Here is a 16,511-nt window from a genome sequence, read left to right as displayed (position 1 = left end):
CTGCTGCCCGCCACATGTCGGTCAGGTTCAGCATGGTGCCGCGGAGGCGGATGGGCCTGCCTTGGTAGCTGAGAAGGCTGGTGAAGGTCATGGTGATCTCCAACGGGGTTTCGGCCTTGCTCAAGGGGCCGCTGCGGTCGGCTCGGAGCTGCCGAGACGGGTTGGAGAGGAGGGGTGGACAAGCGTTTGGCCCGGCAGACCGCCAGGGGCAGCTGCCGGGCTGGGGCGGACCGGTGTTGGGACTGGTCCGCGGCCCGAGCGGCGCCGCTGGGGCGCCGGCCCGAACGCCGCGGCTGCGGGCCCACTTGGGGGCCGTGCCGCGCATGGCGGCCGGCGGAGTGCCGGCCTAACCGTATGGTGCCCGGCGCGGCGGGTGCCACGCCGGTGCCGCGTCCTACGCGGCATGTCGGCGCATCGTCCCCGAATGTGATCCGGGGCGGCGCCGCGGAAACCTCATCATGGTCACCTCCGTGCCACCGCTGGCAGGGTCAGGGTTCGCAGAAGCGGCCGGCTCAGTGCCGGATGCGCGGTGCCGGGCAGCTGCGGCGCCGGTGACAGCGCCGCAGCTGCCCGCCCGGGTGCGAGGATGAGGAGAGACGAGAGGCTGAAGGTCCGGTCCTGGGCCCAGGCAGGGGCGGTGCGGGACGGGTGTTGGGCATCATTGCAGATGCGCGGGCGAAGTCCCGTGGCCGGCCGGCTTTGGCTCGACCCTCTGGAGGTTGGACTGCGTTGCTGTTCAGGGGAGCGGGGCTGCCGGCGGGGCCGTGCCTCTCGTCCAGCAAAAATGGGGATACTGGCTCAAGATTTCAATGCGATTTCAGCACAAATGTGTCTCTCAACCTAAGGTATTGCCAAAAAGATTGTCTGCCATAACTCCAGGCTGTACTCTCAATGTCGCGACAAGATGGCCGCTTCTGGCGCTCCGTCGCATCGCTCGTGAAGTGGCGCCCAAAGGGCGCTGCACGCTGGACCTGAGCAAGCCAGCCTCCCGGTAGCCTTGCGCTGCCGGGCCGCCCCGTCCGACGCCGCTGGGGTGCGGTGCGGCCCGATGCTGTCGGGCCATGCGGAGGCTTGCGCCCATGCTTCAAAGGACGATTACGCAGCCAGAGGCTGCGCTTCCACGCGTGCGCACCTGCGAGGGAGGCCCGGCGGTGAGTCGGTGCCGGCCTCCAGTGGCTCCCGGGCCCGAGCCGAACGGTCGCGTGCCGTCGGACGGCCCGGCCGTGGTGCCCGGCGCCGACGCCGCGGCCCCGGATCCTGCGCCTGACACCAACTCCAAGCAGATCCCGGCGGCTGCCTTCGCCACGCTGGTCGGGCGCAGCCTGCGAACCCTGCGCAGCTGGGACGAGGCCGGCCTGACGCACCCGGAGATGCGCAACTCACGTCGCTACTACGGCGCCGCCGACCTGGTGGCAGTGCTCGCCCTCGGCACGAGCCGGAAGGGTCCGCGCGAGGGCAGCAGCATCAAGTATCTGACGGCCGTTTGGGACAATGGCACCTAAGTAATGACCGGATTTACCCAAGTACCCTCTTCCCAAATTTCCGTCCGACCGAATATGATCCACGAAACATGGACGAGCAACCCATGACAAAGCCAATCCAGAACTTTCTGACGGTCGCCGAGGTGCGGCTCCGCATCATGGAGTGGGAGGACCTGCCGCTTAACCGACGGCGCACGCTCTGCTCGGCCGTGAAGCTTCCTTGTCGGATCGGCGGCAAGAAGTCGCCGGCCACCGTGCGGCTCGATCCGGCCATCTGCCTGCCTGCCGTCGACGGCGCGAGCGCGATCGCCCTCGGCATCACCCCCAAGACCCTGCAGAACCAACGGGCCGGCCTGCGCTACGTGCTGCGCCGTCTCGGCTTCCTCGCTCCTGTCCGCCGAAGCGAGCCGATCAGCGATCCGGATTGGGCAAGCCTGGAGGCGGGCCTGCCCCAACGCTTCCATCCGCATCGCCTGCGCGCCTTCATGCGCTTCTGCGCCGGCAGGGCAGTCCCGTCCGGGGGCGTCACCAACGCAGACGCCCAGGACTACCTGCGGCACCTCGTCGCCAGCCATGGCCGCAAGAACGCTCGCGCGAATGTCCGCGAGGCACTGAGACAATGGAACAAGATGCGCGGGCTCGTGCCTGGTTGGCCGGACACCGAACTGGCCCTGGGCCCGCCGGAGGGACAGGTCCAGGCGCCGCCGCTCTCGGCCTACCCCGTCCATCAGCAGGCAGAGCAGTACTTCGCCTGGCTGGCGCAGAGCCCTGAGGATGCGGACGAGGATGACGGGGCGGCCCATGACCCTGCCAGCCCCGACACCATCGAAACCCGCAAGAAGGCCCTCCGGCTCCTGCTCTGGGGCATGGTCGAGACCGGCACCGCGGCGGCGGACATCACGCGGCTGGACATCATGCTGCAGTTCGACAAAGCCAAGCAGAACCTACGTTTCCATCGCGGCCGCCTAGGCGCGCCGCATCCGAGCAGGCCGGGCGAGACGCTGCCGACGCACGGCACCGGCGTGCTCGCCGCGACGCTGGGGTCGCTGGCCGTCTACTGCAAGCTACCCAGCGAGGCGCACGCCAAACTGCGCCGCATGCTGGCGGTGTACCGGCCCAAGCGGCAGCGCGAGATCGGCGACGACCTGGCTGCACTGCTCGACCGCCTGGCCGATCCGGAGATCGAGGCGAGGCTCCTGCACCTGCCGCAGGTGCTGATGCACAAGGCCCGCCGCCTGCGGGATGGCTGGACCAGCAAGGGCGGCGTCGACCATCCGCCCAAGCCGCAGGAGGCGTGCTGGATGGCAGCGCTCGCGGTGGCTATCGAGATCGAGCTGCACCTGCCGCTGCGCATCCATGACTTGGCGCGACTGCAGCTCGACAAGGAACTCTCGGTGACCCAGGGGAGCGGGCGCACGCCAACGGAAGTGCATCTACGCGTCACCGCCAACAAGAACGGCCGGCTGGTCGAGACCTGGCTGCGCGGCGAGGCGGCCAAGGTTCTCGCTGAATATCTGCGAGACTTCCGCCCTCTTGGGCCCCACCCGACGACGGCATGGGTCTTCCCCAACCGCGACAGCGAGGCGCGGCCGCGCGTCAAGAACGGCTTCTCGGAGGCGATTACCGATGCCATCCACGAGCACACGGGGGTCCACGTGAATGTTCACGCCTTCCGGGCCTTTGCCGCTGCCCTCATCCTGACGGACAACCCGCATGCCATCGAGGATGTCCGGGTCATGCTGGGACAGGGCGGCTTCGAGATCGCGCTCCGGTTCTACCGCCGGACCAACCGCCAAGGGGCGGCAGGGCGCCTGAGCAACGCGATCAGCACGCGCCGGCAGCGCTCCAAGCCGACCGTGACGCCGGCAGGGCTGCCGCTGGATCTCGCGCGGTGGCGGCGGGGGGCTGCATGACCGATCCCATGACCATCGGCTCGATCCCACCTGAGAACTGGCCCCTGGCGGATCGCCTCGCCCGCGAGCAGGCGCTGGCGTCGGACGACGACGGCTCCGGCGAGTGCGGCAGGGGGGCGCACCTCCGCGCGGCAAGCATGGAAAGCTACACGCAGACCTACGGCCAGTTCCTCGACTTCCTCGCCCGGACCAACGCGCTCTGCGAGGCCGAGGGACCAGGCGAGCGGGTGACGCCCCAGCGGGTGACCGCGTGGCGTCGGGAGAACAAGGCGCGCGGCCTGGCGCCCACCACCCGACGGCAGATGCTGCGCAACCTCAGCGCCATGCTTCGCCTGCTGGCGCCGGACCGCGACTGGAGCTTCGTCATCCGGCCCGGCAACCGATCGCTCAAGCGGGCGATCCCGGGCGGGCCCAAGCCCTTCGTCGTGCGTGATGTCGCCGAGGTGATGGTGCGTGTCCGGCGGCTGCATCGCCAGGGTCTTGCGGCGACGGACGGGCCGGAGAAATGGCGGACGCTGCGGGATGTGGCGCTGCTGGCGCTGCTGCTGACCCGGGCGCCGCGTGTCGGCAGCCTCGTGGCGATGACCATCGACCGCCACCTCGAGCTCCGTTCGGATGGCACCTGGCATGTTCGGTTTCCTGGCAAGCACACCAAGAACCACCGCCGGCTGGACTACCCGCTCGATGCCGAGGCCTCACGGATGCTGACCGACTATGTGGAGCACGCCCGGGCACGGTTTCCCGGGGCCGGGGCCACCGACCAGTTGTGGATGGGGATGAAAGGTCCGAGCACCCGCGAGGGTATCCAGGCGATCCCCAAGCGCCACACCCTCGCCTGGTACGGGCAGGCGCACGGGCCGCATGTCTTCCGGAAGTGGCTGCGGGCGAGCGCCGCCCGCCGCTCCCCTGAACTCGCCATGGATGCCGCCGACGTCATGGGACATACCGCCGAGGTCTCCGCAAAGGATTACGCCGAGGCGTCCGGCCTGCACGCCGGGCTCCGGCACGGGGATCGGCTGGCCGAGCGGCGGGCGCGGCAGGCCGGCCGGGCCGAACGGGCCTTCGCCGCGGAACTCGCCCGCTGGGAAGAGGGTCGCCGATGAGCATCGGCACCGGCTATGGGAGGGGGGTCGTGCCCGGGCAGCGCTCCCCTCCGCGCGGTCGTCCATGTCCGCTGCAGTTCCGACCCGCCAGGATGCCGTAGGTCAGGGGCTGCGAGGGCGCAGGACACCAGCATCCTGACTGCAGGCAACGACAGAAGCTTCAGGGATCGCGTGAGGGATTCTGTCGGGCCGCTACCTGCGCGGCGCGCTCCATGCCTCGATGAGGCCGCTGCAGCGCGCCTGGCCGCCGGCGCCGCCTTCGTCCAACAAGACCAGAGGCTGGGCTGGCTCGGCGCTGTGCCGGTATCGCAGGGGCACTGCCGGGAGTTGGTGGTCCACCACCGCCTGATTGTCGCTGTGCACGCACGCACCGCAACAAGGAAGGGGGGGCGGGGGAGGCAGCTCGGAGAGGCTGCCGCCAGGAAAGGAGAGGTCCTACCCAGTTCTCCCTGGCCCGCCCCGCTGCACCAAGATGCCGGCAGCCCCTCAACCTTCGATATACACGGCGAAGCGAGGGCGCATCACCTACGGCGGCGCCGTCACCAGCCAACAATTGGCTTGGCTTCGAGGGGCACAGATTGATCGCGGCGCTGATCACCACATCCATGGTTTGCGGCACGTCGTAGAAGGAGCGCATCTCATGGGAAGGCGGGCGGCGTTCTGCAAAGAAGCGCGGCGCTCAGCCTCGATGCAACAGAGCCGGCGGCCTTCCAGGCGGTGCAGTTGCACACCGACCTGCAGCGGTTTGAGACCGTTTATCCGAATTCCGTATCAGGCAGGCGGCGTCGGAGCCAGCGTCCGGGCAGTTGGCCGGCTGCTCGCAGGGCTTGGCCGGGTCGGGCTGATACGGAATTGTCCATAGTGTATCGTAACGAGACGCAGGTCACATGGCAGTGAGAAGCCGCTAAATCTTTCCACGTTATACTTCGATTAGGTAATGCTTCTTCATGGAGACCGAAGAAAGTATTCATTGGGGAGATTGAAATGTGCATAGCCTGCTTAGCAGTTTTACAGGAAAGCTCCGAAGCCTTTACCGAAACCAAAAAAAACCCCACATACAGGACAAGCCAAATTGAGCGGCGCGGTTTCCTTTTGGCAGCTATGTCTTTTTCCTTTCTTGGGACCAAAGCGAACGCGCAAATTCCTGGTGCTAACCGCATAAACCTTCCAGACACTCCCGACGATGGTCCCGAAATTCCGGAATTCGTAACGCAATTCCCTGGCATGCTTGGCGGCTTTCTTGGGCTTGCCACCATGTTCCAGGGTACGCCGGTTATATTCTACGATCCTGGCTGGATTTCTCGGGTGGGAGGTCCAAGCTCTCCAGGATTCCGGTTTATGAGAGCACACGAATACGCCCATCACAGGCTGAGCCATGCTATGCGATCTATCATGGCGCTTAATCAAGGAAACTTTCTATTCGGCTACACACAAGAAGTAGAAGCTGATTGCTGGGCAGCTGAAACTTTAGCTTTGCAAGGTGACGGGGCCGCGGTTCGCGCCGGGGCCAATCTTTATGCCAATGTCCTCCCCCCGTTCGACACGCAAGGAAGACCTGGCGGCCAAGTAAGGCTAGAAACCATATCACGTTGTGCCAGATAGAAATTTGAAATAGCAATGAGGCATTTTGGTCGAGATGTAAATGCCTCTTCTCTCGGATTGAAAACGCTATGCCATTACCCCCCAAAAACCAGACAAACAGAAGAGACACTACCGTGCAAGTAAATAGAACGCCTCGAACAGGAAGTGTCATGTCACTACCGCTGCTAAGCGGAACTTTAGATATAAATTCTTTAATGGCGTTTATTTTTGGCGTCGCCTTTTTGTTGATCATGCTTGGCTTCGCAGTAGGCTTCCCTAACCCAACGTCTTTCCAGATTCAGGTTTTCATGACTGTTCTTTCGACAGCCGCTGCCGGGGTTGGCGCGGTACTGCCTGGCTACATTGAGTTTAAATATAAAAACATGCTGCGGGCTGGAGGCGCTTTTGCCTTGTTCGCAATTGTATGGTTTTCTCAACCTTTTATAGCGAGAAGCGTCGCGAATTTACAAGTTCCTCTGCAGCCAATAACTGATGTGATCAATAATTTTCTGTCCAACTTGGACAAGGGCGACATAAATGCGACTTACAATGAGCTTGATCCGAATACCAAGGAAAACTTGAACGTGGAGCTTTGGAGACAGCTTTACAATGCGAACGTGAAACCTTTAGGTGCGGTGGAGCGGAGAGTTCTCATGGGCGTGAATTCTTTAACATCGCCTCCAGGTTTTCCAATAGGTATCTATCGCCAGCAGGGATTCTTGACAAAATATGCCAACGTCAACGGCTGCAGACAAGAAGCCGTAATCGTTCGAGCTACACAAGATAATAAATGGCAAGTTTACAGCTACCTAATCGCTCCTAATACCATCGAGTGTCCTTTATCCTAAAGTATTGACCATAATGCACATTATCGCACGGGGGCGGCTGGCTAAAGCGGCCCACTTTGCATAGGAATGCAAAACCGTATAAGGCATGCTTTGCCAATAGGAGCATGTGCATTGTCCGAAGCCAAACCGCCTTTTGATCTCGACCGATTAACCGTGCCTGAGCTTGCCGCTTTGATTGAGGCGGCTCAGGCCAAGCGGCAAGAGAAAATGGAGGGTGCCAAGACCGCCTTGCTGGCGGAATTCAGGGACAAGGCTGCCGAGCTGGGCCTGTCGCTCAAGGCGCTGATGTCGTCACCACAGCCTGCTCTGGAGCGCAAGCCACGCCGCAGCAAGGGCAAGAAGGTTGCTCCCAAATACCGCAATCCGGAAACCGGCGATACCTGGACGGGCCGAGGTCGCGAACCTGGTTGGATCAAAGGCAAGAACCGGCAGGATTTCGCGCTGAAGGGCTAGGCTACAACGCCAGGGCGGTCTGCCGGTTCTTGGCAGCCGCTCCACGGCGGACATTACGACGCAGCGCAGGTCGTACCTTCCGCAAAGCGTAACACTTCGATTTCCAGACTATTGGGGGAGAGTTTTGTCCTCAAACTTCTCTGAAAGACGATCTTCGGGCATTACGTTCATAGGTATGGTTTCGTGGTTATTGTTAATGACGATCTGTCACGGCGCAATGGCCGCTGACCTGATCCTGATCTGCCGAATGACGCTAACAAATACAGGTGGTCAACAATATTCCTTTACACGACGCTATGAGATAACATTTGATTCACGCACAGTGGCTATATACGACAACTTTGGGTTTGGATTTAATCAGTCCTCGATTTGGTATAATATTAGTGCGAACAATGAGACGATTGAGATAGCAGGAAACTGGAATAATGAAGGCAACAGGACGCGCAGCTATATCGACCGAAAGACTGGTGAAGCATTTGGTCGAGATGCAGATGGCTCTACAAGACGTGGAACCTGTGGAAGAAGCGATCCCTCACCAAACAGATTTTAAGCACAAATTATTTGCTCGGAATTTTTGAAATCTCAGCTCGAGGGTTGGACATCAAAGATATAATAGAGCCTCCTAATCCTATTAGGCCAGCACCTTGGTTTACTCACTGCGTATGATTGCATGCAGCACACCCTTGCCATAATGGCGGATTATGTTGTTCCATTTTTGGGACGTTGGGGTATCGGTAAAAGCCCCTAGCCCTTTGGCTTCGTGTTTCTGTCGTGCCTCATCGCATCGACTAGCGCCGTGGCACTGCTTGCTTGATTCAGTAGCGTTGTGATTGCTGTGACAAGCTGGCCCATCACGAAGGGCTTTTGCAGCATGACGCTTTCCGGCACACCGTTGGCTGACCATTCGTGCGCACTGTCGCCGCTCATGTAAACCACGGGGATGCCGGAAAAGACTTCCCTCGCTCTGTGTCCTACAGCCCAACCATCGGGGCCAGTCCCAAGTCGGATATCAGTGATAAGGCCCATAAACTGCGCTCCGTCCGCGTCCAGCTTGGCAATGGCCTTTTTACCGCTGTTGGCGAGCACGACCTCAAACCCTTCATCCTGAAGGGCCATTTCTAATAAGTTTTTCAAATTGTTATCGTCTTCTACTAAAAGTAGAATGATGGAGCTCATAGGATTTACTGTCATGCCGTGCTCCAAACCGCAGAAGGGGGGAGCAAACGGCGAACCCGTCATCTCACAGCGCCAGCAACCGGTAAGTTGCGACCGACGATGACCAACCTTAACACATTCCTATCTAAGAAGCACCATGCCTAAAATTTAGGTTTCATAATGGTGAATTATACGGTTACGAGGCCGCGAACCACAGCGAATCCGCCGAGGGCAGGTAGCGCCGCAGCCGCACCCTGCCGTCAGGGCCGATGTCGTCGCGATCGGGTCCGCCTATGGATCCCACCACCACAGGCGCACCACAATGATAACGATATCAAACACTGCCAGCGCGGTTAGGTAGGCATGCAGTTCGGGAGATGGCTCCGCGAGGCTGCGCATGACGCCCAGTAGAGAAGCGCAATTCTTCGTCCAAAGTCATTAGCCATGACCGCCTAGCCCAGCCGGCGCTGCCAAAACCGCCGCCGCGCCTCAACCGTCACAGGCCGGCACCTGCACCCCGAGCCGCGCCGCCGCGGCCTGGAGCAGCGCCACATCGCCTTCGCGCCACTGGCGCCGGGTCATTAGGCTGGTCGCCTCGGCCGCCGTCATGCCGAGCGCCTCGCCGATCGCGGCCGGCGTGGTGATGCCGCGGTCGTCGAGCTCGCGGCCGATCGCCATGCGCAGCCAGATCGTGGCCAGCCGGTCGGCCTGACGGGCGCGGCGCTCCTCGGCGGACTGCTTCGGCTTTGCGGGTGGCGAGGTCGGCGGCGGCTGGTCGGGAGGTAGGTTCATGCCATGCGAGGTAGTCGCGCTGGCGGCCAGCGTCATCCCTGCGAAGGCTGGGGCAGCCCCGCCGCATGCCGAGCGGCGGGGCGATGTCTGCTGCGGCTCGAGCCAGTTGCTGGTCGGCTTACGCGACCTGCGCCTGACCTTCGACCTGACGCTGCGGCTGCGGGCCGCGGAGCACGTTGCTCCCGGCACTGCCGACCTCGATCCGGCGCGGCCGCATCGCCTCGGGTATTTCGCGTTTGAGCTCGATCGTGAGCAGGCCATCAGCGAGATCGGCGCTCGCCACCTTCACATGGTCGGCCAACTCGAAGCGGCGCTCGAAGGAGCGGCCGGCGATACCGCGATGGAGCACCTGGCGTTGCTGCTCACCGCCGTTTGCCTCGGCTCGGCTCCGCCGCTCGCCAGTGATGACCAGCATATTCTGCTGGGCCACCACGTTCAGGTCGTCGGGCTTGAAGCCGGCCACCGCGAGCGTGACGCGGTAGCTGTCTTCGCCGGTCCGCTCGATGTCATAGGGCGGGTAGTTGTCGTCCACTCCGCCGCGCGTCGAGTGCTGTAGCAGGTCGAACATCCGGTCGAAGCCAACGGTCGAGCGGAACAGCGGGCTGAAGTCGTACTCGGTCCTCATCTCCACATCCTCCTTGCGAAGCAACATGGACACGGGCGGCGCCGGATCTCCGGCAGCTCCCACCAGACCCCATCCGGGCGTCCGGCGGCCATGATTCAGGGATTGCTGGGGCGTCGTTCAAGATCCTCGCGACGGCTTAATTGCAGTAGCGCGGCTATCCGCTGGCGGCGTCCGGCCAAGCAGCCTTGGCGTGGTCGCGGCTGGTGGCCGGCGTCACCCCGGCCCACCGCGCGGGCCGATCAGCCTGTGACGACCCACCCCCACACCGCCGGGGCGCCGCCACCCAGCACGCCGGGCAACGTGCATGACGAGACATGGACAACCGGGGCTTAGTGGCGACGCCGACAGGCAGAGGCGCAGGCTGTCCACGCGACGGACAGAGAGGGGACCGCACCTCGACATGCTACACCCCGAGCTTTGGTCAGGTATACGCGGCTTTGTCCGTCGCGCTTTCACTTCGAATGTGTCCCGTCGCCCCTATGATTATCTCTCAGATATTGGGGGAGCCCTCATGGCGCTTGGACTGTTGGCGCCGATGCTGATCTTGGCAGGGCAAACCGTCCATTGGCTTCAGCGAGACAAATGGCCTTCTGAGCGCGTGTCCCTTCTTTGGGACGCTCTCAACCTTCCTTATCCGATAGCACCCTGGGCGGGCGTGCAGCTGATACTGGATGTGTGGCTCGCCACGCCTCTTTGGCTCGGTGCGATGTGTTTCCTCTTCGCCATTGGCTACAGCATCAGGGCTGCTGCAAACATGTTGCGACGTTCCGCGACGCGGTAGGGCCAACATGGAAAACGTCGCAAGTTGTTCCGGTTCGCCGGTGACGGTCCAGCCGCTGGGCGCTGTCTTCTACCGCCGGCCGGTGATCCAGGCTTCCAGGCCGCCGAACCTGCCGCAGTCGCGGAGCAGGGCGCGGGCCTCGGCCTCGGTCATGAGCGGCACCTGGTCGCCTAGCCCAGCTGCGTCTCCGGCGCTGGTCCGTCGCGCTCGATCACCTCGGCCGTGCGGGTGTCGGGCTGCACCGTGACGCCGATCTGGCGGTTGCCGCACTGGCTGCACCGCAGGCGCCGGCCGAGATCCCCGACCGTCGCCTCGCCCGATCCCATGATGCGAAGCGCAGCCCGGACGCCGATCGGCGCGACATGCCCGCAGCCCTGCCGGCCCTGACAGCTGGCAGCTGGCAGCTGGCAGCTGGCAGCTGGCAGCTGGCAAAGAACCACAGCGAATTCGCCGACGGCAAATAGCAGCGCAGCCGCACCGTGCCGTCGTCGCCGATGTCGTTGGGGTTGGTCGCGGTCATACCGAGCCCCTTCTGCCCTGCCGCATGTATCTCGGCAGCTGGCCGGTATCGGTCCAGAGATCGACCAGCGATGTGACCGTCCCGACCACACCGAAGTTGCGGCCGTGCAGCGGGCGCTCCGGCATGAACAGGCCGCAGACATGGCCGCCGGGTGCGCATTCGATGCGGGCGCCGCGATACGCATAGTTCGGGCCACCCCATGGCCCCTCTGCCGCCGTCTGGACCAGCTGCGGCGGCTCGGGCGGGTCGGGGAACATGCTGGTGCTGTCGGCGCCGGTCACCCAAGCCACCTGCGCCAGAACGGCCGCCGGGCCTCGGCCAGCGCTTCCCGCAACTCAGTTACCGCCACCTGCAGCCCCTTCACCTCGCCTTCGGCCGCCGCAGCTGCGATCCGGGCAGCTTCCCGTTCGCGCTCGGCCTGCGCGGCCCGGGCACGTTCGGCCGCGACCTCGGCTTCCGCCCTTTCCGCCCGTTGCCGCAGCGCCGCCGCCTCACCCCGCGCTTCAGCCGCGTCCTGCAACGCCTTGTTTAACCGGTCATCGTGGGCTTCCTGACTGGTCGCCGTGGGTGCTGTGCGACCGGTCGGCGACCGGTCGATACCCGCCAGGTCGGCCGTCGTGAGCCGCACCCGCAGCAGCCCGTCATTGCCTTTCACAGCTTCTAGCTTGCCGCGTTTAACTCGTTGGCGGATCGCCTCGACGGTCAGGCCGGTACGCTCGGCCGCCTCGGTCAGCAGGTACAGCGACTGGTCGCTCATAGGTCGTGACCGGTCATCGTTCGGTTGGCTAACCGGTCAACGACTGGTCGAGAGGCTATCGGCGCCATGCTGCACCCGCCGCTGCAGGCGCATGACGCTGGCCGGGCTCCAGGCGCCCCGGCCGCTTGGCGTCGGCACGCCGCGTGCCACCAGCGCCGCCGCAATGCCGGTCAACGTGCCGACGCCGGCTGCGCGGATCTCGGCGATGACCGGGCGCAGGTCATTCGCTCGTGCCGCGGCCTTGGCAGACTTCGCCGCGGCGGCGCGGCACGCCTGCTCGCGGTTACCTGGCACCAGCCGCGGGTTGCCGAGCTTCACGCCGCGGGCCTTGGCGGCAGCGAGCGCGGCCTTAGTTCGGACGCTGATCGCCTTGCCCTCGGCCTCTGCCATGGCTGCGTATACGTGGAGCATGAACGGGGTGGCATTCGGCATATCAGCGGCCATGAACGGCACCCCGCTCTCCATCAGGCCGGCGATGAAAGCGACGTTGCGGGCCAGCCGGTCGAGCTTGGCGATCAGCAAAACGGCCTTGTGCGCCCGGCAGACGGCGAGGGCACGGGCCAGCTCCGGCCGTTCGCCCCGCTTGCCGCTTTCGGCCTCGACGACCTCGGCGACGATCTGGCCGCCAGCGCCAGCGACATACCGGGCCACGGCCTCCCGCTGCGCCTCGATGCCGAGGCCGGATGCGCCTTGCCGCACCGTGCTGACGCGGAGATAGGCGACGAAGCGGGTCATGCGGCGGGGCCGCCTTTTTTCTGCAGCGCCACTTCCTGCTGTAGGTGTTCGCGCATCAAGCTCAGGCCGCGATCCATCACCGCCAGCAGGCGCTCGACTTCCTCCATCGCCTGAGGAGGATCGTGAGCCTCCATCTGCTCGAGCAGGTGGGTTAACTGAGTGCACCGCTCTTCGCCTTCGGCGATATAGCGCTGCACCATTTCCAAAGGCGTTTCGGGCTGTGCCAACGACCTGGTCCTCCCTTTGCAAACCCAAACCAACGGTTGAAGCATTGCAAATACCGAAACGGGGGTTGTTCTGCAAAGGGAATGCCTCTCGTATGGGGGCGTACCCCGTAACGTGACCCGGTACGCAAGGGGTCGCGCAGGGAGATACGCAGGGGGTTGCGTAGGGCGACGCATGACAGACGCGTGGATGACTTACCGCGAGTTGGCCGACACGCTGGGCATCTCTGTGCCCGCCGCCCAGGCCAGAGCCCGTCGCAATGTCCGGCTAGGCAGATGGCGTCACCGAACCGATAACGACGCCATGAAAACCGCCCGGGTGCTGGTGGCGGCAGACGACCTCACCGCTATGCGGCAGGAGACGAATAGGGCTACGCAACCCCCTACGTCACCCGCTACGTCAGGGAATACGAACCCCTATGATGTCAGCGCCTTACAGGCCGAGTTGAAGGCGACCCATGAGGCGCTAGCCGCGCAGCGGGAACGGGCCGACAAGGCCGAGGCGCGCGTCGACCGAGCCGAGAGCGAGGTTGCAGTTGAGCGTGCCAGGGCGGCGCAGGCTGAGCGCGAGCGCGAGGTCGCCAAGGTGGCAGCAGCTTTGGCCGAGGGCGAGGTGAAGGGGCTGCGGGAAGCGCTTGCCGAGGCCCGGCGGCCATTCTGGCGCAGGTGGCTCGGGTGACCGGCGCCAACAGCACCAGCATGTTCCCCGACCCGCCCGAGCCACCGCAGCTGGTCCAGGCGGCAGCGCAGGGCCCATGGGGCGGCCCGAGCTATGCGTATCGCGGTGCTCGCATTGAATGCGCCCCCGGCGGCCATGCCTGCGGCCTGTTCATGCCGGAGCACCCGCTGCACGGCCGCAACTTCGGCGTGGTCGGCACGGTGACGGCGCTGGTCGATCTCTGGGCCGATACCGAACGGCTGCCGGACTACATGCGGCAGGGGAGAAGGGGCCCGGCATGACCGACCCCGACCAGATCGGCCCTGACGGCCGGGTGCGGCTGCGCTGCTGCCTGACCTCGGCGGATTCGCTCTGGTTCGCGGCCGGCTGCCAGGAGCGGCAGGGCTGCGGCCATTCCGCGCCGATGGGCATTCGGGCGGCTATCCGGCTCATGGGGCCTGAGGCGACGGTGGGCGACCTAGAGCGGCGCCTGCGGTGCAGCCGGTGCGGCAACCGCCAGGTCGGCGTCACGGTGCATCCTGACACCCGGCCGCCCGAGATGCGGGAGAGCGAGGGGCCGCGGCCAGAGACGCGGGCCGGGCCGCTCGAGATGGTGGCGGGCGATTGTCCACTTAGCAGGCCACAGGCGCGCCGTCTCGAGCTGGTAAGTGCAGGCTCATTTCCACTTTCAGAGCGAGTTGAAGCTATTTTGGTTTTTTTCCAAAATAACTCAGGGTTTCTTTATCAGACAAAATATAAAGCCTAATGGTTCTTCGCGCTCCCGCTTCCGAGCGCTCCTGAGGAAACCTCAATGGTTCAGAACGTTTTCACCGGCGGCGCAGATGACAATCAGCTGGACGCCTCCGCTTTCACCACAACCGTTGTACTGCGCGGCCTTGCCGGCCGTGACATCCTGATCGGCGGCTCCGGCGCTGACCGCATTGACGGCGGCCTTGGTGCAGATCTGCTGCAGGGCGGCGCCGGCAACGACCAGTTCTTCGTGGCGCTAGGCAAGGATCTCGTCGCCGGGCAGTACGATATCATCGAAGGTGGCACCGGCAATGACGAGCTGATCATCACGCTAAACTCGGCTCAGCTCGGCACCGCCGAGATGAAGGTCGAGCTGGCGCGGCTCAAAACCTTCCTTGCTGACCACGGCAGCGATCCCACCGCGCACTTCATCTCCGATGTGCTGCACGTCGATCTGTCGGGTGTCGAGGCGGCCCGGCTGCGGGTCGACGGCGTGATGAAGACCTTAGCTGAGGTGGTGCCTGATCAGCCGCTTCCGGGAGCAATGAAAATCGCTGTCATCGAGCTTCACGGCTACTCAGCGACAGTCACAGAGGCGCTAACCGACCTCAGTATCTTTCATAGCGTTACTCGGATTGATGCAGGGAGCGGAACGCCGACTTTCGATGAGCTCAAGAATTATGATACCGTGGTTTGGATTTCTGATGCCGGGCCGTCAAATCCGACCGAATTAGGAAACAATCTGGCGTCCTACGTTGATGCAGGCGGACATCTGATTACGACAACGTTCGATGCGCAATATACTGACTTCCAAGACTATGGGCGTTTGGAAGCAGATGGTTATCTTCCTTGGACGTCAAACAATACCTCTTACGCCCCGTCGACTACAGCACCTTTGCCCGAGCACGAGCTGTTCAACATCGTTTACGATATTAACAGCATTTCTGCTCAGAGTTACCGTGAAATCAGCAATCCAAGCTCCGATGCAACGACGATCGGCCAATGGCAAGACGGCACCCCGCTGGTCATGATTGATGGGGGATCGGGCGTACTAAATCTCACTTACTATCCGGTGCCCGGTGTCGGGGCGCCGGCCTCTGGCGATTACATTGAGTTGCTTGCAAACGCCATAGTTTATTCCGAATATCACTTGTAAGATTGGAGGCAGATAGGTGGCGTGACTAGCACTCTGGAAGCGAACCGTCCCGCCAAAAAGTAGCAGCCGCACTCCGCGCTGCAGCAGCGGTTTCCCCCGGGTCTCTGGCCCGGGGGGGCTTTCGCTGTTCTGGAAAGGGCACGCAGCTTTTCCATAACGTCCAGGGTGCGGCCGGCGAGCCCTGACGGCGGCAGGGTGACGATAGCCACCGCCGCGACTAACTGGCCCAGCATGAGCCAGCATTCTGACCAGCCGCCGCCCTCGCCCGAGAAGCCGAAGCAGTCCGCCGAGGAACGGCGCATCCGGCAAGAGGACCGGCTGACCGCGATCCGGCTGCGCATGGCGATCGGCCGCGAGCTGGACGAGCGCGGCATCACCACGCCTGTCGCCATTGGCGCGGCCTTGGGTATGCCAGGGGTCGAAGCGATCAGGCTGCTGATCCGGCACCAGTGGCGGGAAGGCGACGTGGCGCTGCTCCAGGCCGTTGCGGCGCGGCTGGGGGTGCAGGTGCCAGGCTTATGACGGCTGGGACCGAAGCCGGGGCTCAGCGGCGTTTTGACGCAGGCGGATGGGATAGGCCCTCCGCAAGCATCATGGGAGCAACCGCGTCCGGCACGGCTTAACTTCTACATGCGACATAGCTAGGCGGTTGTCATGGACCAAGCAGAGGACCGCCTTGCACAGGCCGCACGCCTAGTCCGCGAAGGTGAGAAGCATGTGGCCAGCCATCGCGCGCTCATTACTTTCTTGGAGGAGGCTGACCGCCGAACCGAAGCGTCTCTCGCGCGAGATGAATTATCTACCTTGGAAGATACATTGGAACTTGCGCGCATCTATCTGCGGCTTGAGCACTGTAGTGCGACCGGTTGTTGAGACAGCCGACTGCGCTGTTCAAGCGGCCAAGGGTAGGTTGGCTGGCGGGCGCTGAGCAAGGCTGCACTGCTCGGTGCGGATCTGGTTCGGGGTGCGATAGCCATGC

Annotated in this window: 19 protein-coding genes; 11 read left to right on the top strand and 8 right to left on the bottom strand. The window is 63.6% G+C overall.

Annotated elements, in window-relative coordinates; all coding sequences use genetic code 11:
- Positions 1–1,226 precede the first annotated feature (1,226 nt).
- From ACFQS7_RS29590 to ACFQS7_RS29565, 6 genes are all read left to right on the top strand, one after another.
- On the top strand, positions 1,227–1,502 hold the full coding sequence (locus ACFQS7_RS29590; protein WP_380070741.1) for a MerR family transcriptional regulator: 276 nt from the start codon (positions 1,227–1,229) through the stop codon (positions 1,500–1,502).
- Positions 1,503–1,570: 68 nt separating this feature from the next.
- The gene (locus ACFQS7_RS29585; RefSeq protein ID WP_380070740.1) at positions 1,571–3,394 is read left to right on the top strand and encodes a hypothetical protein; all 1,824 of its coding nucleotides are present in this window, start codon (positions 1,571–1,573) and stop codon (positions 3,392–3,394) included.
- On the top strand, positions 3,391–4,497 hold the full coding sequence (locus ACFQS7_RS29580) for a hypothetical protein (protein WP_380070739.1): 1,107 nt from the start codon (positions 3,391–3,393) through the stop codon (positions 4,495–4,497). Before ACFQS7_RS29585 ends, ACFQS7_RS29580 begins: the two co-directional genes overlap by 4 nt.
- Positions 4,498–5,481: 984 nt before the next feature.
- Positions 5,482–6,099 carry a hypothetical protein gene (locus ACFQS7_RS29575; RefSeq protein WP_380070738.1) on the top strand — a complete coding sequence of 206 codons (618 nt, stop codon included), beginning with the start codon at positions 5,482–5,484 and terminating at the stop codon, positions 6,097–6,099.
- A 149-nt stretch (positions 6,100–6,248) separates the two neighbouring features.
- Complete coding sequence (locus ACFQS7_RS29570) at positions 6,249–6,926, top strand: DUF4019 domain-containing protein (RefSeq protein ID WP_380070737.1); 678 nt, start codon at positions 6,249–6,251, stop codon at positions 6,924–6,926.
- A gap of 111 nt (positions 6,927–7,037) precedes the next feature.
- Positions 7,038–7,379 (top strand): H-NS family nucleoid-associated regulatory protein, encoded by a 342-nt coding sequence (locus ACFQS7_RS29565; protein WP_380070736.1) that lies wholly within the window; start codon positions 7,038–7,040, stop codon positions 7,377–7,379.
- Positions 7,380–8,123: 744 nt separating this feature from the next.
- Here the strand turns inward: ACFQS7_RS29565 and ACFQS7_RS29560 are convergent.
- The 8 genes from ACFQS7_RS29560 to ACFQS7_RS29525 form a co-directional block, all read right to left on the bottom strand.
- Positions 8,124–8,555, bottom strand: coding sequence for a response regulator (locus ACFQS7_RS29560; RefSeq protein WP_380070735.1), 432 nt, complete (start codon positions 8,553–8,555; stop codon positions 8,124–8,126).
- Between the two features lie 468 nt (positions 8,556–9,023).
- Positions 9,024–9,326, bottom strand: a complete 303-nt coding sequence (locus tag ACFQS7_RS29555) for a hypothetical protein (RefSeq protein WP_380070734.1) — start codon at positions 9,324–9,326, stop codon at positions 9,024–9,026.
- 118 nt (positions 9,327–9,444) lie between these two features.
- A complete protein-coding gene (locus ACFQS7_RS29550; RefSeq protein ID WP_380070733.1) occupies positions 9,445–9,951 on the bottom strand; it encodes an Hsp20 family protein in 507 nt (168 codons plus the stop codon).
- Between the two features lie 951 nt (positions 9,952–10,902).
- Positions 10,903–11,058, bottom strand: a complete 156-nt coding sequence (locus tag ACFQS7_RS29545) for a hypothetical protein (RefSeq protein WP_380070732.1) — start codon at positions 11,056–11,058, stop codon at positions 10,903–10,905.
- 190 nt (positions 11,059–11,248) lie between these two features.
- Positions 11,249–11,533 (bottom strand): hypothetical protein, encoded by a 285-nt coding sequence (locus ACFQS7_RS29540; RefSeq protein WP_380070731.1) that lies wholly within the window; start codon positions 11,531–11,533, stop codon positions 11,249–11,251.
- Complete coding sequence (locus ACFQS7_RS29535) at positions 11,530–12,009, bottom strand: hypothetical protein (RefSeq protein WP_380070730.1); 480 nt, start codon at positions 12,007–12,009, stop codon at positions 11,530–11,532. The genes ACFQS7_RS29540 and ACFQS7_RS29535 overlap by 4 nt, the downstream gene beginning before the upstream one ends.
- Before the next feature lie 36 nt (positions 12,010–12,045).
- Positions 12,046–12,744 (bottom strand): recombinase family protein, encoded by a 699-nt coding sequence (locus tag ACFQS7_RS29530; protein ID WP_380070729.1) that lies wholly within the window; start codon positions 12,742–12,744, stop codon positions 12,046–12,048.
- On the bottom strand, positions 12,741–12,971 hold the full coding sequence (locus tag ACFQS7_RS29525; RefSeq protein WP_380070728.1) for a hypothetical protein: 231 nt from the start codon (positions 12,969–12,971) through the stop codon (positions 12,741–12,743). Before ACFQS7_RS29525 ends, ACFQS7_RS29530 begins: the two co-directional genes overlap by 4 nt.
- A gap of 442 nt (positions 12,972–13,413) precedes the next feature.
- On the opposite strand from ACFQS7_RS29525, the gene ACFQS7_RS29520 reads away from it, so the two are divergent.
- The 5 genes from ACFQS7_RS29520 (at position 13,414) to ACFQS7_RS29500 (ending at position 16,054) form a co-directional block, all read left to right on the top strand.
- Entirely contained in the window at positions 13,414–13,647 is a 234-nt protein-coding gene (locus ACFQS7_RS29520) for a hypothetical protein (protein WP_380070727.1), read from the top strand.
- Positions 13,644–13,928 carry a hypothetical protein gene (locus tag ACFQS7_RS29515; RefSeq protein WP_380070726.1) on the top strand — a complete coding sequence of 95 codons (285 nt, stop codon included), beginning with the start codon at positions 13,644–13,646 and terminating at the stop codon, positions 13,926–13,928. Before ACFQS7_RS29520 ends, ACFQS7_RS29515 begins: the two co-directional genes overlap by 4 nt.
- Positions 13,925–14,392: a hypothetical protein gene (locus tag ACFQS7_RS29510; RefSeq protein ID WP_380070725.1), complete on the top strand. Its 468-nt coding sequence runs from the start codon at positions 13,925–13,927 to the stop codon at positions 14,390–14,392. Before ACFQS7_RS29515 ends, ACFQS7_RS29510 begins: the two co-directional genes overlap by 4 nt.
- A 45-nt stretch (positions 14,393–14,437) precedes the next feature.
- On the top strand, positions 14,438–15,532 hold the full coding sequence (locus ACFQS7_RS29505) for a hypothetical protein (RefSeq protein WP_380070724.1): 1,095 nt from the start codon (positions 14,438–14,440) through the stop codon (positions 15,530–15,532).
- A 231-nt stretch (positions 15,533–15,763) separates the two neighbouring features.
- Positions 15,764–16,054: a hypothetical protein gene (locus ACFQS7_RS29500; RefSeq protein ID WP_380070723.1), complete on the top strand. Its 291-nt coding sequence runs from the start codon at positions 15,764–15,766 to the stop codon at positions 16,052–16,054.
- Positions 16,055–16,511 lie beyond the last annotated feature (457 nt).

The sequence above is a fragment of the Dankookia sp. GCM10030260 genome, assembly GCF_042666655.1.
Classification (GTDB): Bacteria; Pseudomonadota; Alphaproteobacteria; order Acetobacterales; family Acetobacteraceae; genus Paracraurococcus.
The sequence above is the reverse complement of the archived record's forward strand: the minus strand, read 5'-3'. Positions and strand labels throughout refer to the sequence as shown.